The 19,533-nt window shown below is 60.3% G+C and carries 18 protein-coding genes; all 18 read right to left on the minus strand.

Annotated features, from left to right (window positions below; genetic code table 11):
- Window positions 1-28 precede the first annotated feature (28 nt).
- Window positions 29-1,579 (minus strand): nitrogen regulation protein NR(I), encoded by a 1,551-nt coding sequence (ntrC, locus tag F0P97_RS19120; protein ID WP_182283529.1) that lies wholly within the window; start codon window positions 1,577-1,579, stop codon window positions 29-31.
- Window positions 1,580-1,625: 46 nt separating this feature from the next.
- Entirely contained in the window at window positions 1,626-2,735 is a 1,110-nt protein-coding gene (gene glnL / locus F0P97_RS19125; protein WP_182283530.1) for a nitrogen regulation protein NR(II), read from the minus strand.
- A gap of 36 nt (window positions 2,736-2,771) precedes the next feature.
- Window positions 2,772-3,284 carry a hypothetical protein gene (locus F0P97_RS19130; protein WP_182283531.1) on the minus strand — a complete coding sequence of 171 codons (513 nt, stop codon included), beginning with the start codon at window positions 3,282-3,284 and terminating at the stop codon, window positions 2,772-2,774.
- A 179-nt stretch (window positions 3,285-3,463) separates the two neighbouring features.
- Window positions 3,464-4,879: a type I glutamate--ammonia ligase gene (gene glnA / locus F0P97_RS19135; protein WP_003077519.1), complete on the minus strand. Its 1,416-nt coding sequence runs from the start codon at window positions 4,877-4,879 to the stop codon at window positions 3,464-3,466.
- Window positions 4,880-5,201: 322 nt separating this feature from the next.
- Complete coding sequence (locus F0P97_RS19140) at window positions 5,202-6,089, minus strand: EI24 domain-containing protein (protein ID WP_182287254.1); 888 nt, start codon at window positions 6,087-6,089, stop codon at window positions 5,202-5,204.
- Between the two features lie 14 nt (window positions 6,090-6,103).
- On the minus strand, window positions 6,104-7,084 hold the full coding sequence (locus F0P97_RS19145) for a sterol desaturase family protein (protein ID WP_182283532.1): 981 nt from the start codon (window positions 7,082-7,084) through the stop codon (window positions 6,104-6,106).
- Window positions 7,085-7,105: 21 nt separating this feature from the next.
- Window positions 7,106-7,933 (minus strand): polysaccharide deacetylase family protein, encoded by an 828-nt coding sequence (locus tag F0P97_RS19150; protein WP_182283533.1) that lies wholly within the window; start codon window positions 7,931-7,933, stop codon window positions 7,106-7,108.
- A gap of 72 nt (window positions 7,934-8,005) precedes the next feature.
- Window positions 8,006-9,178, minus strand: a complete 1,173-nt coding sequence (locus F0P97_RS19155; RefSeq protein WP_182283534.1) for a YncE family protein — start codon at window positions 9,176-9,178, stop codon at window positions 8,006-8,008.
- A 279-nt stretch (window positions 9,179-9,457) separates the two neighbouring features.
- Complete coding sequence (locus F0P97_RS19160; RefSeq protein ID WP_003063794.1) at window positions 9,458-9,982, minus strand: phosphoribosyltransferase; 525 nt, start codon at window positions 9,980-9,982, stop codon at window positions 9,458-9,460.
- 40 nt (window positions 9,983-10,022) lie between these two features.
- Window positions 10,023-11,399: an adenylosuccinate synthase gene (locus tag F0P97_RS19165; protein ID WP_182283535.1), complete on the minus strand. Its 1,377-nt coding sequence runs from the start codon at window positions 11,397-11,399 to the stop codon at window positions 10,023-10,025.
- A 28-nt stretch (window positions 11,400-11,427) separates the two neighbouring features.
- The gene (locus F0P97_RS19170; protein ID WP_182283536.1) at window positions 11,428-12,585 is read right to left on the minus strand and encodes an ATP phosphoribosyltransferase regulatory subunit; all 1,158 of its coding nucleotides are present in this window, start codon (window positions 12,583-12,585) and stop codon (window positions 11,428-11,430) included.
- Window positions 12,586-12,678: 93 nt separating this feature from the next.
- Complete coding sequence (locus F0P97_RS19175) at window positions 12,679-12,867, minus strand: DUF2065 family protein (RefSeq protein ID WP_012839168.1); 189 nt, start codon at window positions 12,865-12,867, stop codon at window positions 12,679-12,681.
- 144 nt (window positions 12,868-13,011) lie between these two features.
- Entirely contained in the window at window positions 13,012-13,902 is an 891-nt protein-coding gene (hflC, locus tag F0P97_RS19180; RefSeq protein ID WP_003063801.1) for a protease modulator HflC, read from the minus strand.
- 11 nt (window positions 13,903-13,913) lie between these two features.
- Entirely contained in the window at window positions 13,914-15,305 is a 1,392-nt protein-coding gene (gene hflK, locus F0P97_RS19185; protein ID WP_182283537.1) for an FtsH protease activity modulator HflK, read from the minus strand.
- A 71-nt stretch (window positions 15,306-15,376) separates the two neighbouring features.
- Window positions 15,377-16,540, minus strand: a complete 1,164-nt coding sequence (gene hflX, locus F0P97_RS19190; protein ID WP_182287255.1) for a GTPase HflX — start codon at window positions 16,538-16,540, stop codon at window positions 15,377-15,379.
- A 101-nt stretch (window positions 16,541-16,641) separates the two neighbouring features.
- On the minus strand, window positions 16,642-16,896 hold the full coding sequence (gene hfq, locus F0P97_RS19195) for an RNA chaperone Hfq (protein WP_012839170.1): 255 nt from the start codon (window positions 16,894-16,896) through the stop codon (window positions 16,642-16,644).
- Window positions 16,897-17,000: 104 nt separating this feature from the next.
- Window positions 17,001-18,341 (minus strand): ribosome biogenesis GTPase Der, encoded by a 1,341-nt coding sequence (der, locus tag F0P97_RS19200; protein ID WP_182283538.1) that lies wholly within the window; start codon window positions 18,339-18,341, stop codon window positions 17,001-17,003.
- A gap of 15 nt (window positions 18,342-18,356) precedes the next feature.
- Window positions 18,357-19,532, minus strand: a complete 1,176-nt coding sequence (gene bamB / locus F0P97_RS19205) for an outer membrane protein assembly factor BamB (RefSeq protein WP_182283539.1) — start codon at window positions 19,530-19,532, stop codon at window positions 18,357-18,359.
- Window position 19,533: the final 1 nt, after the last annotated feature.

The following is a 19,533-nucleotide window of genomic DNA, read 5'->3' on the forward strand; positions in this document are numbered from 1 at the left end:
CCAGAGAGCAAGTAATCACTTCACCGATTCAATCAAAGTTCTCGTTCTCCAACCCCAGTTCCTGCAGCTTTCGGGTGATGGTGTTGCGGCCAATCCCCAGCCGGCTGGCGGCCTCCACTCTGCGACCATGCGTGGCGGCCAGAGCTGTTCGCAGCAACTGTGCTTCGAACTGATGGGACAGCTGATCCCATACATCGTGGTGGCCTTGCGACAGCAGCTCCTCGGCCTGCTTGCCCAACCCTTCCAGCCAGCCCTCGGTCAATGCCGGAGCTTCGTTCAAAGGCGTTGCCGCAGTGCCTGGCACGGACATGGCTGCCGCCTCAGGCAGGTTTGCCTTGGAGTGATCCAGGCCCACACCACTGCTCAATGCACCGGCAAAGACTGCCGTGTTCATGGATGCAGAGCTGCCCAGCACTTCGGGCGGCAAGTCCTTGAGTGCAATCTGCTGGGCCGGAGCCATGACGGTCAACCAGTGACAGATGTTTTCCAGCTGGCGCACATTGCCGGGGAAGTTGAAGGCCTGCAGGCGGCTCATGGCGGCCGTGCTCATGCGTTTGGGCTCCACCCCCAGCTGACGCGCGCTTTGCTGCAGGAAATGCTGGGTCAGCATGGGGACGTCTTCCTTGCGCTCGCGCAACGCAGGCAGGCGCAGGCGAATCACATTCAGACGGTGGAACAAGTCCTCGCGGAAAGCGCCGTCCTTGACGCGCAGCTCCAGATCCTGGTGCGTCGCCGCGATCACACGCACATGGGCCTTGACAGCCTGATGTCCGCCAACCCGGTAGAAATGACCGTCGGAGAGCACCCGCAGCAGACGCGTCTGCAGCTCGAACGGCATGTCGCCGATTTCATCGAGAAACAGCGTACCGCCTTCGGCCTGCTCGAAACGCCCCCTGCGCTGGGTCTGCGCGCCGGTAAAAGCACCGCGCTCGTGACCGAACAGTTCGGACTCCAGCAGGTCTTTCGGAATGGCAGCGGTATTGATGGCTACGAACGGTCCACCAGCAACCGGAGAATGCTTGTGCAGCGCTCGTGCCACCAGCTCCTTGCCGGCGCCGGACTCCCCGGTTATCAGCACCGTGACATGACTCTGACTCAGTCTGCCGATGGCGCGAAACACGTCCTGCATGGCAGGTGCCTGCCCCAACATTTCCGCCTGCACCGGAGCCTGCACATCGGCCACCTCCTCGCGCTGACTTTCCTCCACGGCACGCCGGATCAGCTCCACAGCCTTGGGTACATCAAATGGCTTGGGCAGATACTCGAAGGCCCCGCGCTGGAATGCAGAGACTGCGCTGTCCAGATCGGAATAGGCCGTCATGATGATCATGGGCAGTCCGGGCTGCTGCGCCCTGACCTGCTCCAGCAACTCAAGGCCCGAGCCGCCAGGCATGCGTATATCGCTGACCAGCACCTGAGGAGCCTGGCGCTCGGGATCGCTGTTGTCCACATCAGCCAGGGCCTTGAGCACATCGCGCGGCTGGGTAAAGCTGCGAATGGGCCAGCCTTCACGCCCCAATGCTTTTTCAAGCACAAAGCGGATGGAAGGGTCGTCGTCCACAATCCAGATTGGCTTCATTCGTGCAACATCCTTCCCTTCTTCTGCATATTGATAATGTCAGGCTTTATGGCAGCGGTATCAGGATTCGGAAATCCGTCCTCCCCGGCTGGCTCTCGCATTCGATCAGGCCATGGTGACGCTGCACAAAGGTCTGAGCCAGCGTCAGCCCCAGGCCGGATCCGCCGTCTCTGCCTGAAACCAAAGGATAGAAAATCCTTTCCTTGATGGCATCTGGCACGCCTGACCCGTTGTCGATTACATGCAATTCCAGTGCCAATCTGTAGCGCTCGCGCCCCAGAGTGACCTGTCTGGCCACACGCGTCCTCAGAATGATCTCGGCATCGCCCTCTGCAATGCGCCGCCCCAGCGCCTGGGCCGCGTTCTGAACGATATTGAGCAGGGCCTGTATAAGCTGTGCGCTATCACCTCTGAACTCGGGAATGGAGATGTCATAGTCACGCGTGATCTTGAGCCCCTGAGGGTGCTCGACCAGCACCAGCGAACGCACGCGCTCGCAGACCTCGTGAATATTGACATCGCCCACCTCATGCGGATGGCGATGCGGGGCCAGCAATCTGTCCACCAGCGCCTGCAGGCGATCGGCCTCGTGAATGATGACCGTGGTGTATTCCAGCAGCTCGGGCGTGACCAGATCCATCTGCAGCAGCTGGGCTGCCCCGCGAATGCCGCCCAGCGGATTCTTGATCTCGTGCGCCAGATTGCGAATCAACTCCTTGTTCGCCAGCGCCTGCTCTCGGATGCGCTCCTCGCGATCCTGACGGGCCTGCTGTTCCAGCGGCCACATCTCCACCATGACATGGCCGGCCTTCTCGGCCAGCGAAACGGCCGCGTGAATCGGCAAAGGTTCCTGCCCCAGACGCAGCAGGCTGGCCTCAAAGCGCAGCGCAGCAAAGTCGTTGGAACGGGCGCCGCTGAGCGCCTTGTCCAGCAAGGCAGGCTCGGCAAAGCAGGTGGCGAAATCACTGCCCACCATGATGCGGCGCGACTGGCCCAGGGCGTTTTCCAGCGCCGCATTGACAAAGCGCACCATGCCGTACTCGTCAAGCACGGCAATCAGGGTGCAAAGCCAGTCCAGCGACTGGTAGCCGTGACCGTTGGCCTGATCTGGATCAGGCCTGGAGATATCGGGGAGCGGGGCTGCAGTGGAACTCATTCGATAGACCAAAAATGACCAGCCCCAGGGGCCGGATTAATTGACCGCAGGCAGCCGGTCCAGCTCTCGCCTGATGCCTGCGATATCACTTTCCTGGCGAGTGATATCGGCCTTCAGCTTGGCCACCCGCTCCGGGTAGCCCTGAGGATTGCGCAACTCCAGCGCCGTACGCACGGGGTTGCCATCGTTGTACTCGGCCTTCAACTCGGCCAGTCTGGCCTGGGCCTTGTTCAGCTCGCCTTGCAGGATGGCTCGTGCATCGGAGTCACGCGCTTTCTGCGCGGCACTGTCGCTGCGGGCCGGCGCCGGCGCGCTCGATGCAGCGCTACTTGCCGGCTTGGGCTTGGCCGCAGCCGCAGCGGCGTTGCCACCCGAGGGCCTGGTGCCGTGAATCACCGTCACGCCACTGCCATCGACAGGCTTGCATCCCTTGGCCTTGGCCTGCGAAACATTGTTGGTGTACTCATTGCCGCAGCGGTAGATCACATCCTGGGCAGAAACCAGCCCGGATGCAAGACACAGCAGCGACAACACATAAAACTTCTTCATTCGGTCCTCTCAGGCAGACTGCGGCCGCAAGTCCGCAACACCCTGAGTATCGCTCCAAGCCTGCGGCTTTTATTGACTACTTGACCGCCACCAACCCGTTTGGTTCCTTTGCTGCTGCCCCCGCAGCAGCGGGTGTGCAATAAAAAAGGCGGCTTGCGCCGCCTTTTTTGACCTCTGCTTTACAGCGAGAAGTACATATCGTATTCGACAGGGTGCACCGACTGGCGATAGCGAGTCACTTCGCCCATCTTCAGTTCGATGTAGGCGTCCAGCATGCTGTCGGAGAACACGCCACCCTTGGTCAGGAACGCACGGTCGGCGTCCAGGGCTTCCAGAGCCTGATCCAGGCTGTGGCAGACGGTAGGCACCAGCTTGTCTTCCTCGGGAGGCAGGTGGTAGAGATCCTTGGTCGCGGCTTCGCCGGGATGGATCTTGTTTTCCACGCCGTCCAGGCCGGCCATCAGCAGAGCTGCGAAACCCAGGTAGGGGTTCATCAGAGGATCGGGGAAGCGAGCTTCCACGCGACGTGCCTTGGGGTTGCTGACGTAAGGAATACGGATGGAGGCCGAGCGGTTCTTGGCCGAGTAAGCCAGCTTCACGGGCGCTTCGAAGCCGGGAACCAGACGCTTGTAGCTGTTGGTGCCGGGGTTGGTGATGGCGTTCAGCGCACGAGCGTGCTTGATGATGCCGCCGATGTAGTACAGGGCGAAGTCGGACAGACCGGCATAGCCGTCGCCGGCGAACAGGTTCTTGCCATCCTTCCACACGGACTGGTGCACGTGCATGCCGGAGCCGTTATCGCCAGCGTAGGGCTTGGGCATGAAGGTTGCCGTCTTGCCGTAGGTGTTGGCCACGTTCCAGATGATGTACTTCTGCAGCTGCGTCCAGTCGGCACGCTCGACCAGAGTCGAAAAGCGTGTGCCGATTTCGTTCTGACCGGCGCCAGCCACTTCGTGGTGGAACACTTCGACAGGAATGCCGACCGCTTCCAGCAGCAGCGACATCTCTGCACGCATGTCCTGGGTGCTGTCGACTGGAGGAACGGGGAAGTAGCCACCCTTGACGCGAGGACGGTGACCACGGTTACCGGTTTCGAACTTGGTGCCGGTGTTCCAGGGAGCCTCGTATTCTTCGATTTCGAAGAAGGGGTTGTGAGGCTCGGTGCCCCAGCGCACGCCGTCGAAGATGAAGAATTCGGGTTCGGGACCGAAGTAAGCTGTATCGCCCAGGCCGGAAGCCTTCAGGTAGGCTTCGGCACGCTTGGCGATGGAGCGGGGATCGCGGTCGTAGGCCTTGCCGTCACCGGGTTCGATCACATCGCACTGCAGAATCAGTGTGGTTTCTTCGAAGAAGGGATCGATATTGGCAGTGTTGGGATCGGGAACCAGCTGCATGTCCGAGGCTTCGATACCTTTCCAGCCGGCAACGGAAGAACCGTCGAAAGCATGGCCCGAGGTGAACTTGTCCTCGTCGAAGTGCGACACGGGCACGGTCACATGCTGTTCCTTGCCGCGGGTATCGGTAAAGCGCAGGTCCACGAACTTGACCTCGTTATCCTGCACCATCTGCATCACGTCTGCAACGGTCTTCGCCATTAGATCTCTCCTGCCAACTTTGGCTGATCAAATAAAGAATGAATAGTATCTAGCAGTTTGCGTGCCAACTCGACCTCAGTGCCTCACAACAACATCTGCGCACCGAAACCGAGCCTTGGTGTAAAGATATTCGGCACAAGACATAAGCACTTAACAGAGCTGTATCTGCAAACTGCACCAAACAGACGCGCATTGTCTCACTGCCAGAGCACGTCTCACAGCTGCACCAACTTGGTGAACATATTTGCACCAAGATGGTGCATTTCTGAAATAAGATTGTTTTTGGTGCATGACACCTGATTCAACCTGCAGCAGATGCTGCTCAGCGAGCCACCGAAGCTGCAGCATCCGAATCATCTGCACCAGGTGCAAACGGGACCTGCGGGTCCGCAGCATTCGGCATGGTCTGCGCCCTCATCTGCTCCAGCGCAGCCAGGCAGAAGTGAGCAAACCACAGTGCAGAGAAGGCAAACACCAGCGCATAAATCCAGATCGCAATCGGAACCAGAATCCAGAAAGCGGCCAGGAACAGCAGCCCGGAAATCCAGACCACACCGGGTGCTGCGCCCAGATAGCCGCAGATCACCCCCATCAGGATGAGCGACATGCGGTGACGGGCAAAAAGGGCCCGGCGCTCGTTCTTGCTGGCATGCTCGGACAAGGCGTCAAATGCCATCACCCGGTAAGTGAGCCACCCCCAGATCAAAGGTGCCACCACCAGCATCAGCGGCGGGAACACCCAGAGCGGCAGAGTGACAAACAAGGCCAGCAGCGCAATCAGCGTGGAGCCACCCGACCAGATCAGGCTGGCGACGGTAGAGCCGCCATGTTTTTTCTCCAGCCCGGCAAAGCGTTTCTCGGCCACCAGCTGCGTCAGCACAGGCGCCATGAACAGACCCACCAGCAACAAAACCAGCACCACGAGTACCGGCATTGCTCCCAACACGACAAAAATGGAAGCCACCACCTCCGAGGCATAACCAAGGCCCTGCCCCTGCAGCCATAGCCACAGGGAATGCAGCCATCCCACCCCGTCCAGCAGACTTTGCACCTTGAGGACCGCATCGGCCCAGAAGAAGTAACCCAAAAGCCAGGCCATCAAGGCCATGGCCAGCAGCGGCAAGAGTGACCAGACAATGACCCGCTTATGCAGGCAATACGCCAGGGCACGCCAAAAAGAGTCGAGTAGCAAGCTCATGCTGGCAAGCATACTCAAGGATTGACTTATGCGCGACCCATCAATCGCAGGACAGCCAGCCACTGCTGCGCCCAGAAGCCGCGGCCATAGTCGCGCAACTGTCCTTTTGCATTCGCTTGCACCTGGTCGCGAATGCCAGTGGGGTCATAGCGCAGATCAAAGTTGGCCGTGCCAAACAATATGTCCCACCAGGGCAGCAATACGCCGAAGTTGTTGCCATGCACCTTCTTGTTGCGTACGGGCGCCATGGGTTCGTGGCCAATACCGATGGCGTGGTGGCGGCGGTGAAAGCGCGGACTGATCCACAGGCGTTCGCCCAGCTGGCCAAACCAGATACGCACATTGGCATGCTGAAAGCTCTCGCTGAGCTGGGTCAGGGCCACGATGGCCACGAACTGCCCCGGAGCCACGCCAATCAGCTGTGCCACCAGCACGATGATGGCGTCATGGATCACGTCGTCGAGCAGGTGATTGCGGTTGTCGCTCCACACCGTCATCTGACGCTGCGAGTGGTGCACGGCATGCAGCTTCCACCACCAGGCAAGGCCGTGCTGACCTCGATGAATCCAGTACTCGACCAGATCGAAGACAACCAGATACATCAACAGGCTGACCCAGGCATTGTCCGTCACGCCCGGCCAGATATCGTCCAGATGAAAGCCAGGCATGCCCAAGACATGAAGCCTGCCCATGAGGGCATCCCACAAGGGATCGATCGTGAAGAACAATGCCAGCCGGAAAAATCCCAGCCGGTGAATCAGCGTGTAGAGGATGTCCACGCGAATCGCCTGGCGGTCCACCACGGGCTCGACCGGCCTCCAGCGCTGCAGCGGCACAATCACCGCGACCATGACCGCTATCTGCAGCAAGCCCACCAGCAGCCAGCCTGTGGCCGTGTAGCCATCTTCAAGCAGGTTCGCCATGCCGAAATGGAACAGAAACGGCTGAACCACGCCTTCAAACAAGCGTTGCTGCGCCTCTCCAAACATCTGAACCAACCAATCCACAACTCACTCCTCTTGCAGCACTCAGCGGTGCTGCGCAATCCAGCCCTGATACGCCGGATGCTCGGCCAGCGTACGAAAGCAAAAGCCCTTATCCAGCAGACCGACGATCAGTGGCTCCAGCACCGCCGGAGCCCAGGGGTCCTGGCGTGACCAGATGCCGAGGTGGGCCAGCAAGATATCGCCGCTGCCTATATTTTTGAGTGCCTGGGCCAGCAAGCGTTCATTCGGATATTTGTCGCTGGGCAGCTCATCGCCCAGAAAGCCTGCCGGCGCCCAGCCCACATGCTGAAAGCCGCCCTGCTGCGCTGCAGCAATCAGCGCGGGCGATGTCTTGCCGCCGGGCGCACGATACAGCGGCAAGGTCTTGCGGCCCGTGATCTGGGTCAGCCGCTGGGCGGAACGGGCAATCTCCTGGCGGTATTCATCGGCAGATACCACATAGCTCTGACCGGCTCTGGGCCCGGCCGAGGGCTTGACCTTGAAATGTGTGACCTGGCCCGTGGTCTTGTCGCGAATATCGGCCAGCCAGTACATATGGTCGAAGGTATGGGATGCGAGCTGGTGACCTTCGTCGGCACGCGCCTTCCACCAGGGAGCCCAGAAATCACCCAGACTGCTGCCCCCCTCCTTCGTGGCCTCATTGGCCGCAAAGAATGTGACGGGTACCTTGTACTTTTGCAGAACCTGGGCGATCAACTGGGCTATGCCCATATGCCCGGTGTCGAAGGTCAGGTAGAGCGCCTTGGAGCAAGCGCCTGAAGCCATATTCTTTGCAGCTTCGGCAGCAAAGGCTGGAACGGCAGACAGGCCGCCAACCAGCGATCCGAGCATGAAACAACGTCTTTGCATCCACCCTCCTTGAGGTGGTCAACACGGAGACCAAGCCATCCCTGCCGTTTCGATGCAGCAGGGACAAGCACCTTAGCGCGCAGCGTGGGACAGCGTCCAGACACCGTGAGGCGACTTGCCCACATTGACCTGATTGACCACCTTCTTCTCCACCGTGTCGATCACCGACAGCTTGCGTGCCCAGCGCGAGGCCACGAAGATGTAGCGGCCGTCGGCCGAGACATCCATGCAGTCGGGGCCACCAGGCGCCGGGTAATTGGCAACGACCTGGCTGCTGACCATATCGATCTTGCTGATGGTATTGGCCACGCGATTGCTCACGTAAAGATGGCGTTCATCACCGGCGGCGCGAAAGGCATGGGCGCCGGCTGCCGTCTTGATCTGACCCAGGCTGCGTGGCTCGGGGCCGGTGATGTCGAACACTTCGACACCATCGCCGCCCGTCAGGCCGACAAACAGCTTCTTGCCGTCAGGGCTGCCATAGACGTCCGCAGGCATGGGGCCGGTGGGCACACGAGCCTTGATGGTCTGGGTGGCGATATCGATGGCCACCAAGGCGTCGCTGTCCTGCATGGTGGAGTACAAAGTCTTGCTCTGCGCGTCGATGAACAAATGGCTGGGCGTCTTGCCGGTGGAGACGCGCTTGACCAGCGTCGGCGTCTGCGTGGCCGCATCCCAGCGGTAAAAATCGATGTGATTGAGGCGGTTGGCAGCCGTGACAAACCACTTCATATCCGGTGAAAAGCGCAGGTGGTATGGGTCCACGATATCGCGGATCACACGCTGCACAGCTCCCGTGCGCGGATCCACCAGAGTCAGCGAATCGCCCAGTGCATTGGCCACCACCAGCGACTTCTCATCTGGCGTCAGATACAGGTGATGAGGCTCCTTGCCCGTGGGAATGCGCGACTGCTCCTTCCAGGTCTGCGGATCGATCACGCTGATGGATGCATCCAGGGAGTTGAGCACAAAGATGGGCGTAGGGCCTTGCACGGCACGCGCAGCCTGCGCGGGCTTGACAGCGGCTGGGGGCTGAGGCGCTGCACCAGCGGCCGGTACAGCAGCAGCGGGCGTGACTGCAGGCACTGCCGCGACCGCTGGTGCGGCTGCCTTCGCAGACTTGAAACCTGGCAAGGCCGAAGCCCCCAACCATGCCGCAGCGCCCACGCCCACGACCAATGCCACAGCAGCGCCAGTGCGCCCAATAGAAAGACGTCCCACAACCACCACCTTCTCAGAATCCATGCAGTGTAGCTGCGTCAATGCAGCCACTGCCAACACAAGCCTTCTGGTTTACAAAGCTTGTTGAAATGCCGCGCAACCTTGCCTGATCGGCACAGGCCGCATCATGACAACAATTCAAAAACAGGAGCAGCTAGCGCCTGCTTTTATTACAGTACAGCTTTAAAAAAGCTTGAAACCGTTGGAATAAAGGCACATGGCGCTCATTTATTGATGAACATCATTGCTCTATAAAAAAAGGAGCCCCAAAAGGGCTCCTTTGCCAACGTCGGTGACGGGTCCTCAGACCTTCCACTTCTCCGCAAGCTTTTCAGGATTCAGCGTGTCATAGCCTTCGAAAGGCTGGTGAATCCAGGGGTTGGTGGCCAGGAAGTCCACCGAATAGTCAGGCTCGAAGGTCGACACGCCCTTGGTCCAGATCACGGCACTGCGCAGCTCGGTGATCGGTGCGTAGTTGGTCTTGAGCATGGCGATCACGGCCTTGAGCGTGGCGCCCGAATCAGCCAGATCGTCCACCAGCAGCACGCGGCCGGAAATATCGCCCTTGGGCGTGGCGATGAAGCGGCCGATGTCCAGATGGCCCTGCACCGTGCCGGCTTCGGCGCGGTAGGAGCTGGTGGACATGATGGCCAGAGGCTTGTCGAAAATGCGGCTCAGGATGTCGCCGGGACGCAGACCACCGCGTGCCAGGCACAGGATGGTGTCGAATTCCCAGCCGGACTGGTGGATCTTGATGGCGAGCTTTTCGATGAGACCGTGGTACTCGTCGTAGCTCACATACAGGTGCTTACCGTCTTCTGTCAGCATGGGCACAGTTCCTTTGAAAGTTCAGTAAAACCCGGCCCGATCAGGCGGCGCTGTACGGGTTGTGCATCAGGATGGTGTGGTCGCGGTCGGGGCTGGTGGATACCATCGCAATGGGCACACCGGTCACTTCGGCGATACGGTCCAGATAACGGCGAGCATTCACGGGCAGCTTGTCGTACTCGGTCACACCCACGGTGGAGTCTGTCCAGCCGGGGATGGATTCGTAGATGGGCTTGCAGCGCTCGATATCGTCCGCACCCAGAGGCAGCAGGTCGATCTTCTCGCCGTCCAGCTCGTAGCCCACGCACAGTTGCAGTTCTTCGATGCCGTCCAGCACGTCCAGCTTGGTGATGCACAGACCGGACAGACCGTTGATCTGGGCCGAACGCTTGAGCAGCGCAGCATCGAACCAGCCGCAGCGGCGCGAGCGGCCGGTGGTCACGCCCTTCTCAGCGCCCACGGTGGACATGACCCAGCCGGGAGTGCCTTCCTTTTCCCATTCCAGCTCGGTAGGGAAGGGACCACCGCCCACACGGGTGCAGTAAGCCTTGGTGATGCCCAGGATGTAGTGCAGCAGACCCGGGCCCACGCCAGCGCCTGCGGCGGCATTGCCAGCCACGCAGTTGGACGATGTGACATAGGGATAGGTGCCGTGATCCACGTCCAGCAGCGTGCCTTGCGCGCCTTCGAACAGCAGGTTGCCGCCTTCGGCGTGCACAGCATTGAGCTCGCGCGACACGTCGGCAATCATGGGCTTGAGCAGCTCGGCATGACGCATGGCTTCTTCGTACACGGCGTCGAACTGAACTTCGCCTTCCTTCATATAGGGAGCCAGGCCGGCACCGAAGTCGAAGTTCTTGGAACCCAGCACATTCACCAGAATGTGGTTGTGCAGGCTCAGCAGCTCGCGCAGCTTGGCGGCGAAGCGCTCGGGGTGCTTCAGGTCCTGCACGCGCAGCGCGCGGCGGGCGATCTTGTCTTCGTAGGAGGGGCCGATGCCCTTGCCGGTGGTACCGATCTTCTGCACGCCACCCTTTTCACGGGCCGCTTCACGGGCCACGTCCAGAGCCTGGTGGAAAGGCAGGATCAGCGGGCAGGCTTCGGACACGCGCAGGCGCTCACGCACTTGCACGCCGGCCTTTTCCAGACCTTCGATTTCTTCAAACAGCTTGCCCACGGAGAGCACCACACCGTTGCCGATGTAGCACTTCACGCCGGGACGCATGATGCCGCTGGGAATCAGGTGCAGAGCCGTCTTCACGCCGTTGATGACCAGTGTGTGACCGGCGTTGTGACCGCCCTGGAAACGCACGACGCCGTTGGCGCTCTCGGTCAGCCAGTCGACCAGCTTGCCCTTGCCCTCATCACCCCACTGGGTGCCGACGACGACCACATTGCGACCTTTGGATGTATTCATATTCCAATCCGATAAATCGAAGAATTAGTCAAATGCCTTGAATGGCTTGCACGACCCATTGCCCGCCGACATTGGCAAGCTCACGGTCGCAGTGGAACTCATCCACTTCGCTTTCATGCCCTGGCAGCACGCAGACCACCGTCTCGCCCTGCTGGCGCAATGCGGCAATGGCGGCAGCCACTTGCGCGTCATCACCCCAGGGGGCGCGAATGGCAGCCTTGAGCGGACGCTCGGGCACGACAGCCACCAGTTGTTTGATATCGAGACTGAAGCCGGCAGCTGGACGATTGCGCCCGAACACTGCACCGACTTCGTCGTAACGGCCACCGCGCACCAGGGCATCGCTGCCGCCAGGCACATAGATCGCAAAGCGCGTGCCGCTGTAGTAGGAGTAGCCACGCAGATCGGCCAGGTCGAAGCTGACCTTGACGCCATCCAGATGCTGCACCAGCCAGCGCAAATGTGACAGCACATTGCGCACGCCTGCAGTGCGCTCCAGCCGCTTTTCAGCCTGGTCGAGCACTTCCATCCCGCCGTACAACTGCAGCAGCGCCATCAGGCCCTCACGCGAGGCTTCGGGGAAATCGCGGGTCAGCTGAGCCAGCTCGGTTGCATCCTTGGAGGCCAGGGCCGCATGCACGCCGCGCAGCACCTGCACGTCCACCATCACGCCGGCCAGCAGGCTGCGCACGATGCGTACATCGGCCAGATCCACGATGACGTCCTTGACGCCCGCTCCCTTGAGGCAGTCGAGAGCCAGATGCAGGGCTTCGAGATCGGCTTCCAGGCCTTCATGGCCGTAGATTTCTGCACCGAACTGGAGCGGCTCACGCGTGGCACGCGGACGCTCGGGGCGCGCATGAACGACAGGACCGCAGTAGCACAGACGGGTTATGCCCTTGCGATTGAGCAAATGTGCATCAATGCGTGCCACCTGCTGCGTCATGTCTGCACGCAGGCCCATGGTGCGACCGGAGAGCTGGTCAATCAGTTTGGAGGTTTGAAGGGCAAGAGCTTCGCCTGTACCCGTCAGCAAGGACTCCAGATACTCCAGCATGGGTGGCATGACAAGCTCATAGCCATAGCTGCGCGCAGTATCGAGCAATCCTCGACGCAATTCTTCGATGTGCCGTGCCTCGGAGGGCAAAACATCGGCAATGTGATCCGGCAGGACCCAAGCAGACATGGAGAAATGGGGAGGCTGTTAAAAATGCGATTCTACCGGCTTTGCCAGCCCTGCCCAATTTGACCGCTAAGGCCTAGCCAGTATCGGCAGTATTTAAAGCAGCACCAGCATGATGGCGCCTGCTGCGATACAGAGCAATCCGCAAAAGCGCAGCTGCCCATCCCTGAGTTGCAACAACTGGGAAAACAGCTGGCGCCACAGCCCGGGCGCGAACAGGGGTAGCAGCCCCTCCAGCACCAGCAGCATGGCGATCGCCAGTCCCAGGATCTCCCACCAGTCCATTGCCCCCCCAATAGGCAATGGCCCTCAAGGGGCCATTGTTTGTATCGTTGTCAAAGCTTTCCGAACTTGCGCAAACAAGGATGCACAACAGGCATTTCTATCGGCAAAACACCATGCCTGATCCGAATTTGCGCAAGCCAAGGCCTATTTGCCAGCGGAGCCGCCACTGCGATATGCCTTGAAGAAGTCGCTTTGCGAAGGATCTAGCACCAGCACATCGCTCTTCTTGGAGAAGCTCTCCTTGTAAGCATCCAGACTGCGATAGAACTGCGCAAACTGCGGATCCTTGCCAAAGGCTTCTGCGTAGACCCGTGCCGCTTCAGCATCGCCCTCACCCTTGATCTTCTGTGCATCGCGGTAGGCATTGGCAATGGTGATGTCACGTTGACGGTCGGCCTCGGCGCGAATCTTTTCACCCTCAGCCGCGCCTGTGGAGCGCAACTCGTTAGCCACGCGCTTGCGTTCGGCCTCCATACGGCGATAGACGGACTCGGTGATGGTCTCGGCATAGTCCACGCGAGTGATGCGCACATCGACGATGTCGACACCCCAGGGCTTGGAGCCGCGCACGGTTTCCAGCACTTCACGCTTGACGTCGGCCATCAGCGTTTCACGCTTGGAAGACAGCAGCTCACGCACGGTGCGGCGGTTGATCTCTTCCTGAAAGGCATTGCGCACCACACGGTTGAGCTGCATGGCACCGGCAGATTCATCCAGACCCACGTTACGGATGTATTCCGAAGGCTCGGAGATGCGCCAGCGCACATACCAGTCGATGACCACGCGCTGCTTTTCAGCCGTGAGCATGGGCTCGGTATCGGTGCTGTCGAGCGTCAGCAGACGCTTGTCGATGTAGCGCACATTCTGCAGCGGTGGCGGCAGCTTGAAGTTAAGCCCGGGCTCGGTGATCACTTCCTTGATCTGACCCAGCGCATAGACCACACCGAACTGACGCTGATCCACGACAAACAGGGTCGAGCTCAGCAAGGCCAGCACCACGAGAATGCTGGTGACAAAAAATCCGATTCGATTCACTGCATTCTCTCCTAGCGTGCGTCACGGTCACGGCTGCGCGCATCGCGGCTGCGAGCGTCACCGGCGGGATTGGGTACTACACGTACATTGGCAGGAGCCGAAGCTGCGCCGCCTGCAGCTGCATCACCCGACGCAGCGGGAGCAGCGGCGCTGCCACCCACGTTCTGCATGATCTTGTCCAGAGGCAGGTACAGCAGATTGGAGCCCTGGCGCGACTCCACCAGAACCTTGGTCACGCTGGTGTAGACCTGCTGCATCGCATCGATGTAGAGACGGTCGCGTGTGACCTGAGGAGCCTTCTGGTACTCGGAATACAGCGAACTGAAGCGTCCGGCATCACCCTGAGCCTGGGCCACGATCTTGGACTTGTAGGCTGCTGCCTCCTCACCCAGACGCGCCGCGGCACCCGCAGCACGAGGCACCACATCGTTGGCATAAGCCTGGGCCTCATTCTTGGCGCGCTCACGCTCCTGACCAGCCTTGAGCACATCGTCAAACGAGGCCTGCACCTGCTCGGGCGGCCGCACGCCGCCTTGCTGCATATTGATGCCCACCACCTCAACGCCCACCTTGTAGCGATCCAGAATGGACTGCATCAGATCGCGTACTCGCGGCGCGATCTGGTCACGCTCCTCAGCCAAAGCCGCGTCCATCTTCATCTTGCCGACGACTTCACGCACAGCGGACTCTGCCACCTGGATCACGGCCTCGGAAGGACTGCGGCTCTCGAACAGCCATGCTCGCGCATCGCTCAGGCGGTACTGCACGGCAAACTTGATCTCGACGATGTTCTCGTCCTCGGTCAGCATTGCCGATTCACGCAGCCCCGTGCTGCGCACGATGTTGTCGCTCCCCACCTCCGCAGAGCGAATCTGCGAAACATAGACCAGCTCATGCTTTTGAACAGGATAAGGCAGGCGCCAGTTGAAGCCCGCTCCCACGGTGCTCTTGTACTTGCCGAACTGCGTGATGACGGCCTGCTGGCCTTCCTGCACGATGAAAAAGCCCGTACCCAGCCAGATCAGCACGGCCACGCCGGCAATCAGGAAAATTCCTTTGCCAGGGTTGAAAGGCTCGCCAGGCTGACCGCCGCTGCGGCTGGGGGGCACACCACGGCCGTTGCCGGAGCCACCACCGAACAGGCCGGAAAGCTTGCGATTGAGATCACGCCACACCTCTTCCAGATCAGGCGGCTGGCCTTGCTGAGGAGAGGAAGGACGGGGTCGCTGCTCGGGTGCGGGCGGCATCGGAGGACGCTCCCCTTCGGGTGCCGAGCTGTCCGGCTTGGAACCATCTTCGTTGTTGTTATCGCCACGACCCCAGCGCGGATCGTTCAAATTGAACATCCCGCGAATGCGTTGCGGCAGCACCGCCAGGCGATGGACGCGTTGTGAAAAATTCATGCGAGACGTCTCTGTGTTTTCAAAAAGACATGGACCATGGCAAGCATTGTGCCCAATAGGAACGCAAGCCCCTAGTATTGCGCGTCGTCATCAGGGGACATCCAGTACGTATCGTCCTGCCCCTCGACTTCTTCGCGTGCCGCCTCTTCACGTACCTGCAAAACCCGGTCAGCCAACATCTGCCGCAGCTGCGCCAGCCCCTGCCCCGAGCGAGCACTGACAAACACACGCGGCACCGGCGTGCCATCGAGCTCATACATATCCTGCAGCATGGCAGGCTGACGCTCGGGCTCAATGGCATCCAGCTTGTTGAAAACCAGAATCTGGGGCACATCATCGGCCCCGATTTCACCCAGAACTTTTTGGACTTGTTGTATTTGTTCGGGGAATCCGGGGTTCGATGCATCCACGACATGCAGCAGCAGATCGGCGTCAATCGCCTCCTGCAAGGTGGCCTGGAAAGCATCCACCAGACCGTGCGGCAAGTCACGAATAAAACCGACGGTATCCGACAGGGAAACCGACTCCTCGGCCTCCGCCAGATACATCTGCCGGGTGGTGGTATCCAGCGTGGCAAACAGCTGATCTGCGGCATAGGCGCGAGCCTTCACCATGGCATTGAACAGCGTGGATTTGCCAGCATTGGTATAGCCAACCAGGGAAATGTTGAAAACTTCGCGACGCGAGCGCTGGCGCCTCTGCGTAGAGCGCTGCTTTTTGACCTTTTTCAGGCGCTCCTTGGTGCGCTTGATGGCATCGTCAATCATGCGGCGGTCAAGCTCGATCTGCTTTTCACCGGGGCCGCCACGGCCACCGATACCGCCAGCCTGACGCTCCAGGTGACTCCAGCGGCGCACCAGGCGCGTGCTGATGTATTGCAGGCGAGCCAGCTCCACCTGCAGCTTGCCTTCATGACTGCGTGCACGCTGGGCGAAGATTTCCAGAATCAGCATGGTCCGGTCGTTGACCGGCATCTGGATATGGCGCTCCAGATTGCGCTGCTGCGCCGGGCTCAGAGCCTGGTCGAACCAGACTTCCTTGGCGCCGTGCATCTGGGCCAGCATGCGGATCTCATCCGCCTTGCCACTGCCCACGAACAACGCAGGATCGGGAGCTTTGCGCTTGCAGGTCAAGCGCGCCACGGGTTGCAAGCCAGCGGTCTGTGCCAGCAGGCCCAGCTCTTCCAGCTCGTCATCGAAATGGGGAACACCAAAATCCACGCCCACCAGCAGCACTGGCGCAGACGCGGAACGTTCAAAGGATTCAGAACTCAAATACCTGTCCCGTAGGGTAAGAGCCGCGCCGGACTAGCCGGCGGGCGTTGACGCAAGAAAGCTTAGGCAGCAGCGGCGTCGTTGTCAGCCGGAGTAGCGGCCGAGAAGTTCACGGCACGACCGGGAACGATGGTGGAGATGGCGTGCTTGTATACCATCTGGGTCACAGTGTTGCGCAGAAGCACCACATATTGGTCGAACGACTCGATTTGGCCCTGCAGCTTGATGCCGTTGACCAGATAGATGGAGACCGGCACATGTTCACGACGCAGTGCGTTCAGGAACGGATCTTGGAGGAGTTGACCTTTATTGCTCACGATATTCTCCGTGTTCGAAGAGTGTTGTTGTAAACCGACACATTACCACAGGGCCCGGGAAAAACAGCGAAAAGGGTTTTCCCGCAGGCACCAGCAGACAGCTATTAATCCTTGTCGGCGTAAGGATTATGGGAGGTTTTCAAGTCGATACGCAACGGGGTGCCGACAAGATTGAACTCCTTGCGGAAACGACCTTCCAGAAAGCGCTTGTACGCATCGGTGACCAGTTCCAGCGAGTTGCCATGGATCACGATGATGGGCGGGTTCATGCCTCCCTGGTGGGCATAGCGCATCTTGGGACGATAGGCTCCCACCTTCTTGGGCGTCTGGAACTGGATCGACTCCATCAGAATGCGGGTCAGCACAGGAGTAGGCATCTTGCAGGTGGCTGCACGATGGGCCTGGATGATGGATTTCCACAGCGGCTCGAGACCCTGGCGCTTTTGCGCCGAGATGAAGTGCAGCGGCGCAAACTTCAGGAAGGACAGGCGCGTCTCGATGGAGCGCTCCAGCATCTGACGCTGGTAGTCATCCACGGCATCCCATTTGTTGATGCCCAGCACGACCGAGCGGCCGCTTTCCAGGATATAGCCCGCAATATGGGCGTCCTGGTCGGTCACGCCTTGCGTGGCATCGATCAGCAGCAGCACGACGTTGGCACCTTCGATGGCCTGCAGCGTCTTGACCACCGAGAATTTCTCGATGGCTTCAAATACCTTGCCCTTGCGGCGCAGACCGGCTGTATCGATCAGCTCGAACTTCTGGCCATTGCGCTCGAAAGGCACGGTGATCGCATCGCGCGTGGTGCCGGGCATGTCAAAAGCCACCAGGCGCTCTTCACCCAGCCAGGTATTGATCAGCGTGGACTTGCCGGCGTTGGGACGACCTGCCACTGCCAGACGCACGGGCTTCTGGTCTTCCTCGCCAAAGACCTCTTCTTCAGGCTCGGGCAGATTCAGCAGACCCAGAGCCGCATCCACCAGGCTGCGCACACCCTGACCATGGGCTGCGGACACAGGCATGACCTCGCCGAGGCCCAGCTCATAGAACTCGGACAGGTGCACGCCGTCCTTCATGCCTTCGGCCTTGTTGGCCACCAGCAACGTGGGCTTGCCCAGGCGGCGCAGGTAGTTGCCGATTTCGTGATCCTGACCGGACAGACCGGCGCGCGCATCCAGCACGAAGATCACGACATCGGCTTCCGCCACGGCTTGCTGCGTCTGCTTGGCCATCTCCTTGAAGATGCCGCGCGATGCATCCGGCTCGAAACCGCCCGTATCGATGACGATGTACTCATGCTTGCCCTGACGGCCCTGGCCGTAATGGCGGTCACGCGTCAGCCCTGCAAAGTCGGCGACGATGGCATCCCTCGACTTGGTGAGTCGATTGAACAGCGTCGACTTGCCCACATTGGGGCGCCCTACCAGGGCAATAACTGGCTTCATTCCAAAAACAACCTATCAATCCGGCTTGAAGCCATACACAGTTCCGCTTCGGCTAACGACCACCAGAGTATTGGCGGCAACAACCGGGGAAGTGGCAACTCCTGCCTTGTCAGTTTCCAAACGGGCCAGTGCAGAGCCGTCCTCACGCGAGAGCATATGCACTGTCCCCAAATCATCGGCCAGCACCACGGAGCGGCCCAGCACCAGAGGCGCCGCCAGCTTGCGGTACTGCAGCTTGTCGATGGACCACAGACGCTGACCGTCTGCGCGATTCCATGCCTGTACCGTGCCATTGCTTTCGGCACCGAACACAGCCTGCTCGTCACCGGCCACGCCGTCGCTGCCCTTGGAGGTCTGCGTCCAGCGCACATTGGCCGCGCTCACGTCCACGCACCCCACCGAGGCCTGGAAGGCGCGTGCGCAGACGCTGCTGCCCACACGGCTGACGGGTCCGACCAGATCCACCAGTCGCTCCACATCGTTGGTGCCGCGCGGTGCGGCCAGAGGCGCCATCCAGCGCACCGAGCCATTGTCGGGATCGACACCGGCCAGACGTCCGGACACGCCTACCACCAGATTATTACCAACGGCCTGCAAAACGCCTGGCTGTCGCAAAATAAGCGGCTCATTGCTGGGGCCTTCAACCGACCACAGCTCGCGACCCGTGTTGGCATCGAAGGCTGCCAGAGAACGGTCAGCCGCCATCACGAACACGCGCCCGCCTGCCACCAGGGGCGGCGTATAGACTGCTGCAGTCAGATTGTTCTTCCACAGCTGCTTGCCTTCGGCAAACACCATGAGCTGGTTGCTGCGTGTAACCACCGCTGTGCGCTGTCCGTCGCTGCCCACGCCGGTGGTCAGCGGCTCGCCCGCACTGAACTTGCCCAGCTGGCTGCCGGTATTGCCATCAAGCGTCGTGACGCTGCCATCCTTGGTGACCACGGTGACAGTATTGCCCTGCACCAGAGCAGGCATGGCCAGAGGCACTTCGCTGCCGAGCTTGGCAGACCAAGCCTGATGCACCGCAATCTTGCCGGGATTGGGCCCCAGGTCCAGAGGCTTGGGCTTGTCCTTGCTGCCGAACATGGAGCAGGCAGCCAGCGACGCGGCCACAGCAGTCAGCACCAGCACACGGGCTGCGGATTGCGCTGCAGGGGCAGCGGACTTCACTTGATGGGCAAAAGTCTTCAAG

This window comes from Comamonas testosteroni (assembly GCF_014076415.1).
Lineage (GTDB): Bacteria > Pseudomonadota > Gammaproteobacteria > Burkholderiales > Burkholderiaceae_C > Comamonas > Comamonas testosteroni_F.

What these genes read in the sequence shown, in the direction of transcription:
- F0P97_RS19150 (WP_182283533.1), bottom strand. Translation starts at nt 7,933, where the DNA reads ATGCAAAGACGTTGTTTCATGCTCGGATCGCTGGTTGGCGGCCTGTCT.
- hflK (WP_182283537.1), bottom strand. Translation starts at nt 15,305, where the DNA reads ATGAATTTTTCACAACGCGTCCATCGCCTGGCGGTGCTGCCGCAACGC.
- F0P97_RS19170 (WP_182283536.1), bottom strand. Translation starts at nt 12,585, where the DNA reads ATGTCTGCTTGGGTCCTGCCGGATCACATTGCCGATGTTTTGCCCTCC.
- F0P97_RS19130 (WP_182283531.1), bottom strand. Translation starts at nt 3,284, where the DNA reads ATGAAGAAGTTTTATGTGTTGTCGCTGCTGTGTCTTGCATCCGGGCTG.
- F0P97_RS19140 (WP_182287254.1), bottom strand. Translation starts at nt 6,089, where the DNA reads ATGCTTGCCAGCATGAGCTTGCTACTCGACTCTTTTTGGCGTGCCCTG.
- F0P97_RS19165 (WP_182283535.1), bottom strand. Translation starts at nt 11,399, where the DNA reads ATGAATACATCCAAAGGTCGCAATGTGGTCGTCGTCGGCACCCAGTGG.
- der (WP_182283538.1), bottom strand. Translation starts at nt 18,341, where the DNA reads ATGAAGCCAGTTATTGCCCTGGTAGGGCGCCCCAATGTGGGCAAGTCG.
- ntrC (WP_182283529.1), bottom strand. Translation starts at nt 1,579, where the DNA reads ATGAAGCCAATCTGGATTGTGGACGACGACCCTTCCATCCGCTTTGTG.
- F0P97_RS19160 (WP_003063794.1), bottom strand. Translation starts at nt 9,982, where the DNA reads ATGCTGACAGAAGACGGTAAGCACCTGTATGTGAGCTACGACGAGTAC.
- F0P97_RS19155 (WP_182283534.1), bottom strand. Translation starts at nt 9,178, where the DNA reads ATGGATTCTGAGAAGGTGGTGGTTGTGGGACGTCTTTCTATTGGGCGC.
- glnL (WP_182283530.1), bottom strand. Translation starts at nt 2,735, where the DNA reads ATGAGTTCCACTGCAGCCCCGCTCCCCGATATCTCCAGGCCTGATCCA.
- F0P97_RS19175 (WP_012839168.1), bottom strand. Translation starts at nt 12,867, where the DNA reads ATGGACTGGTGGGAGATCCTGGGACTGGCGATCGCCATGCTGCTGGTG.
- glnA (WP_003077519.1), bottom strand. Translation starts at nt 4,879, where the DNA reads ATGGCGAAGACCGTTGCAGACGTGATGCAGATGGTGCAGGATAACGAG.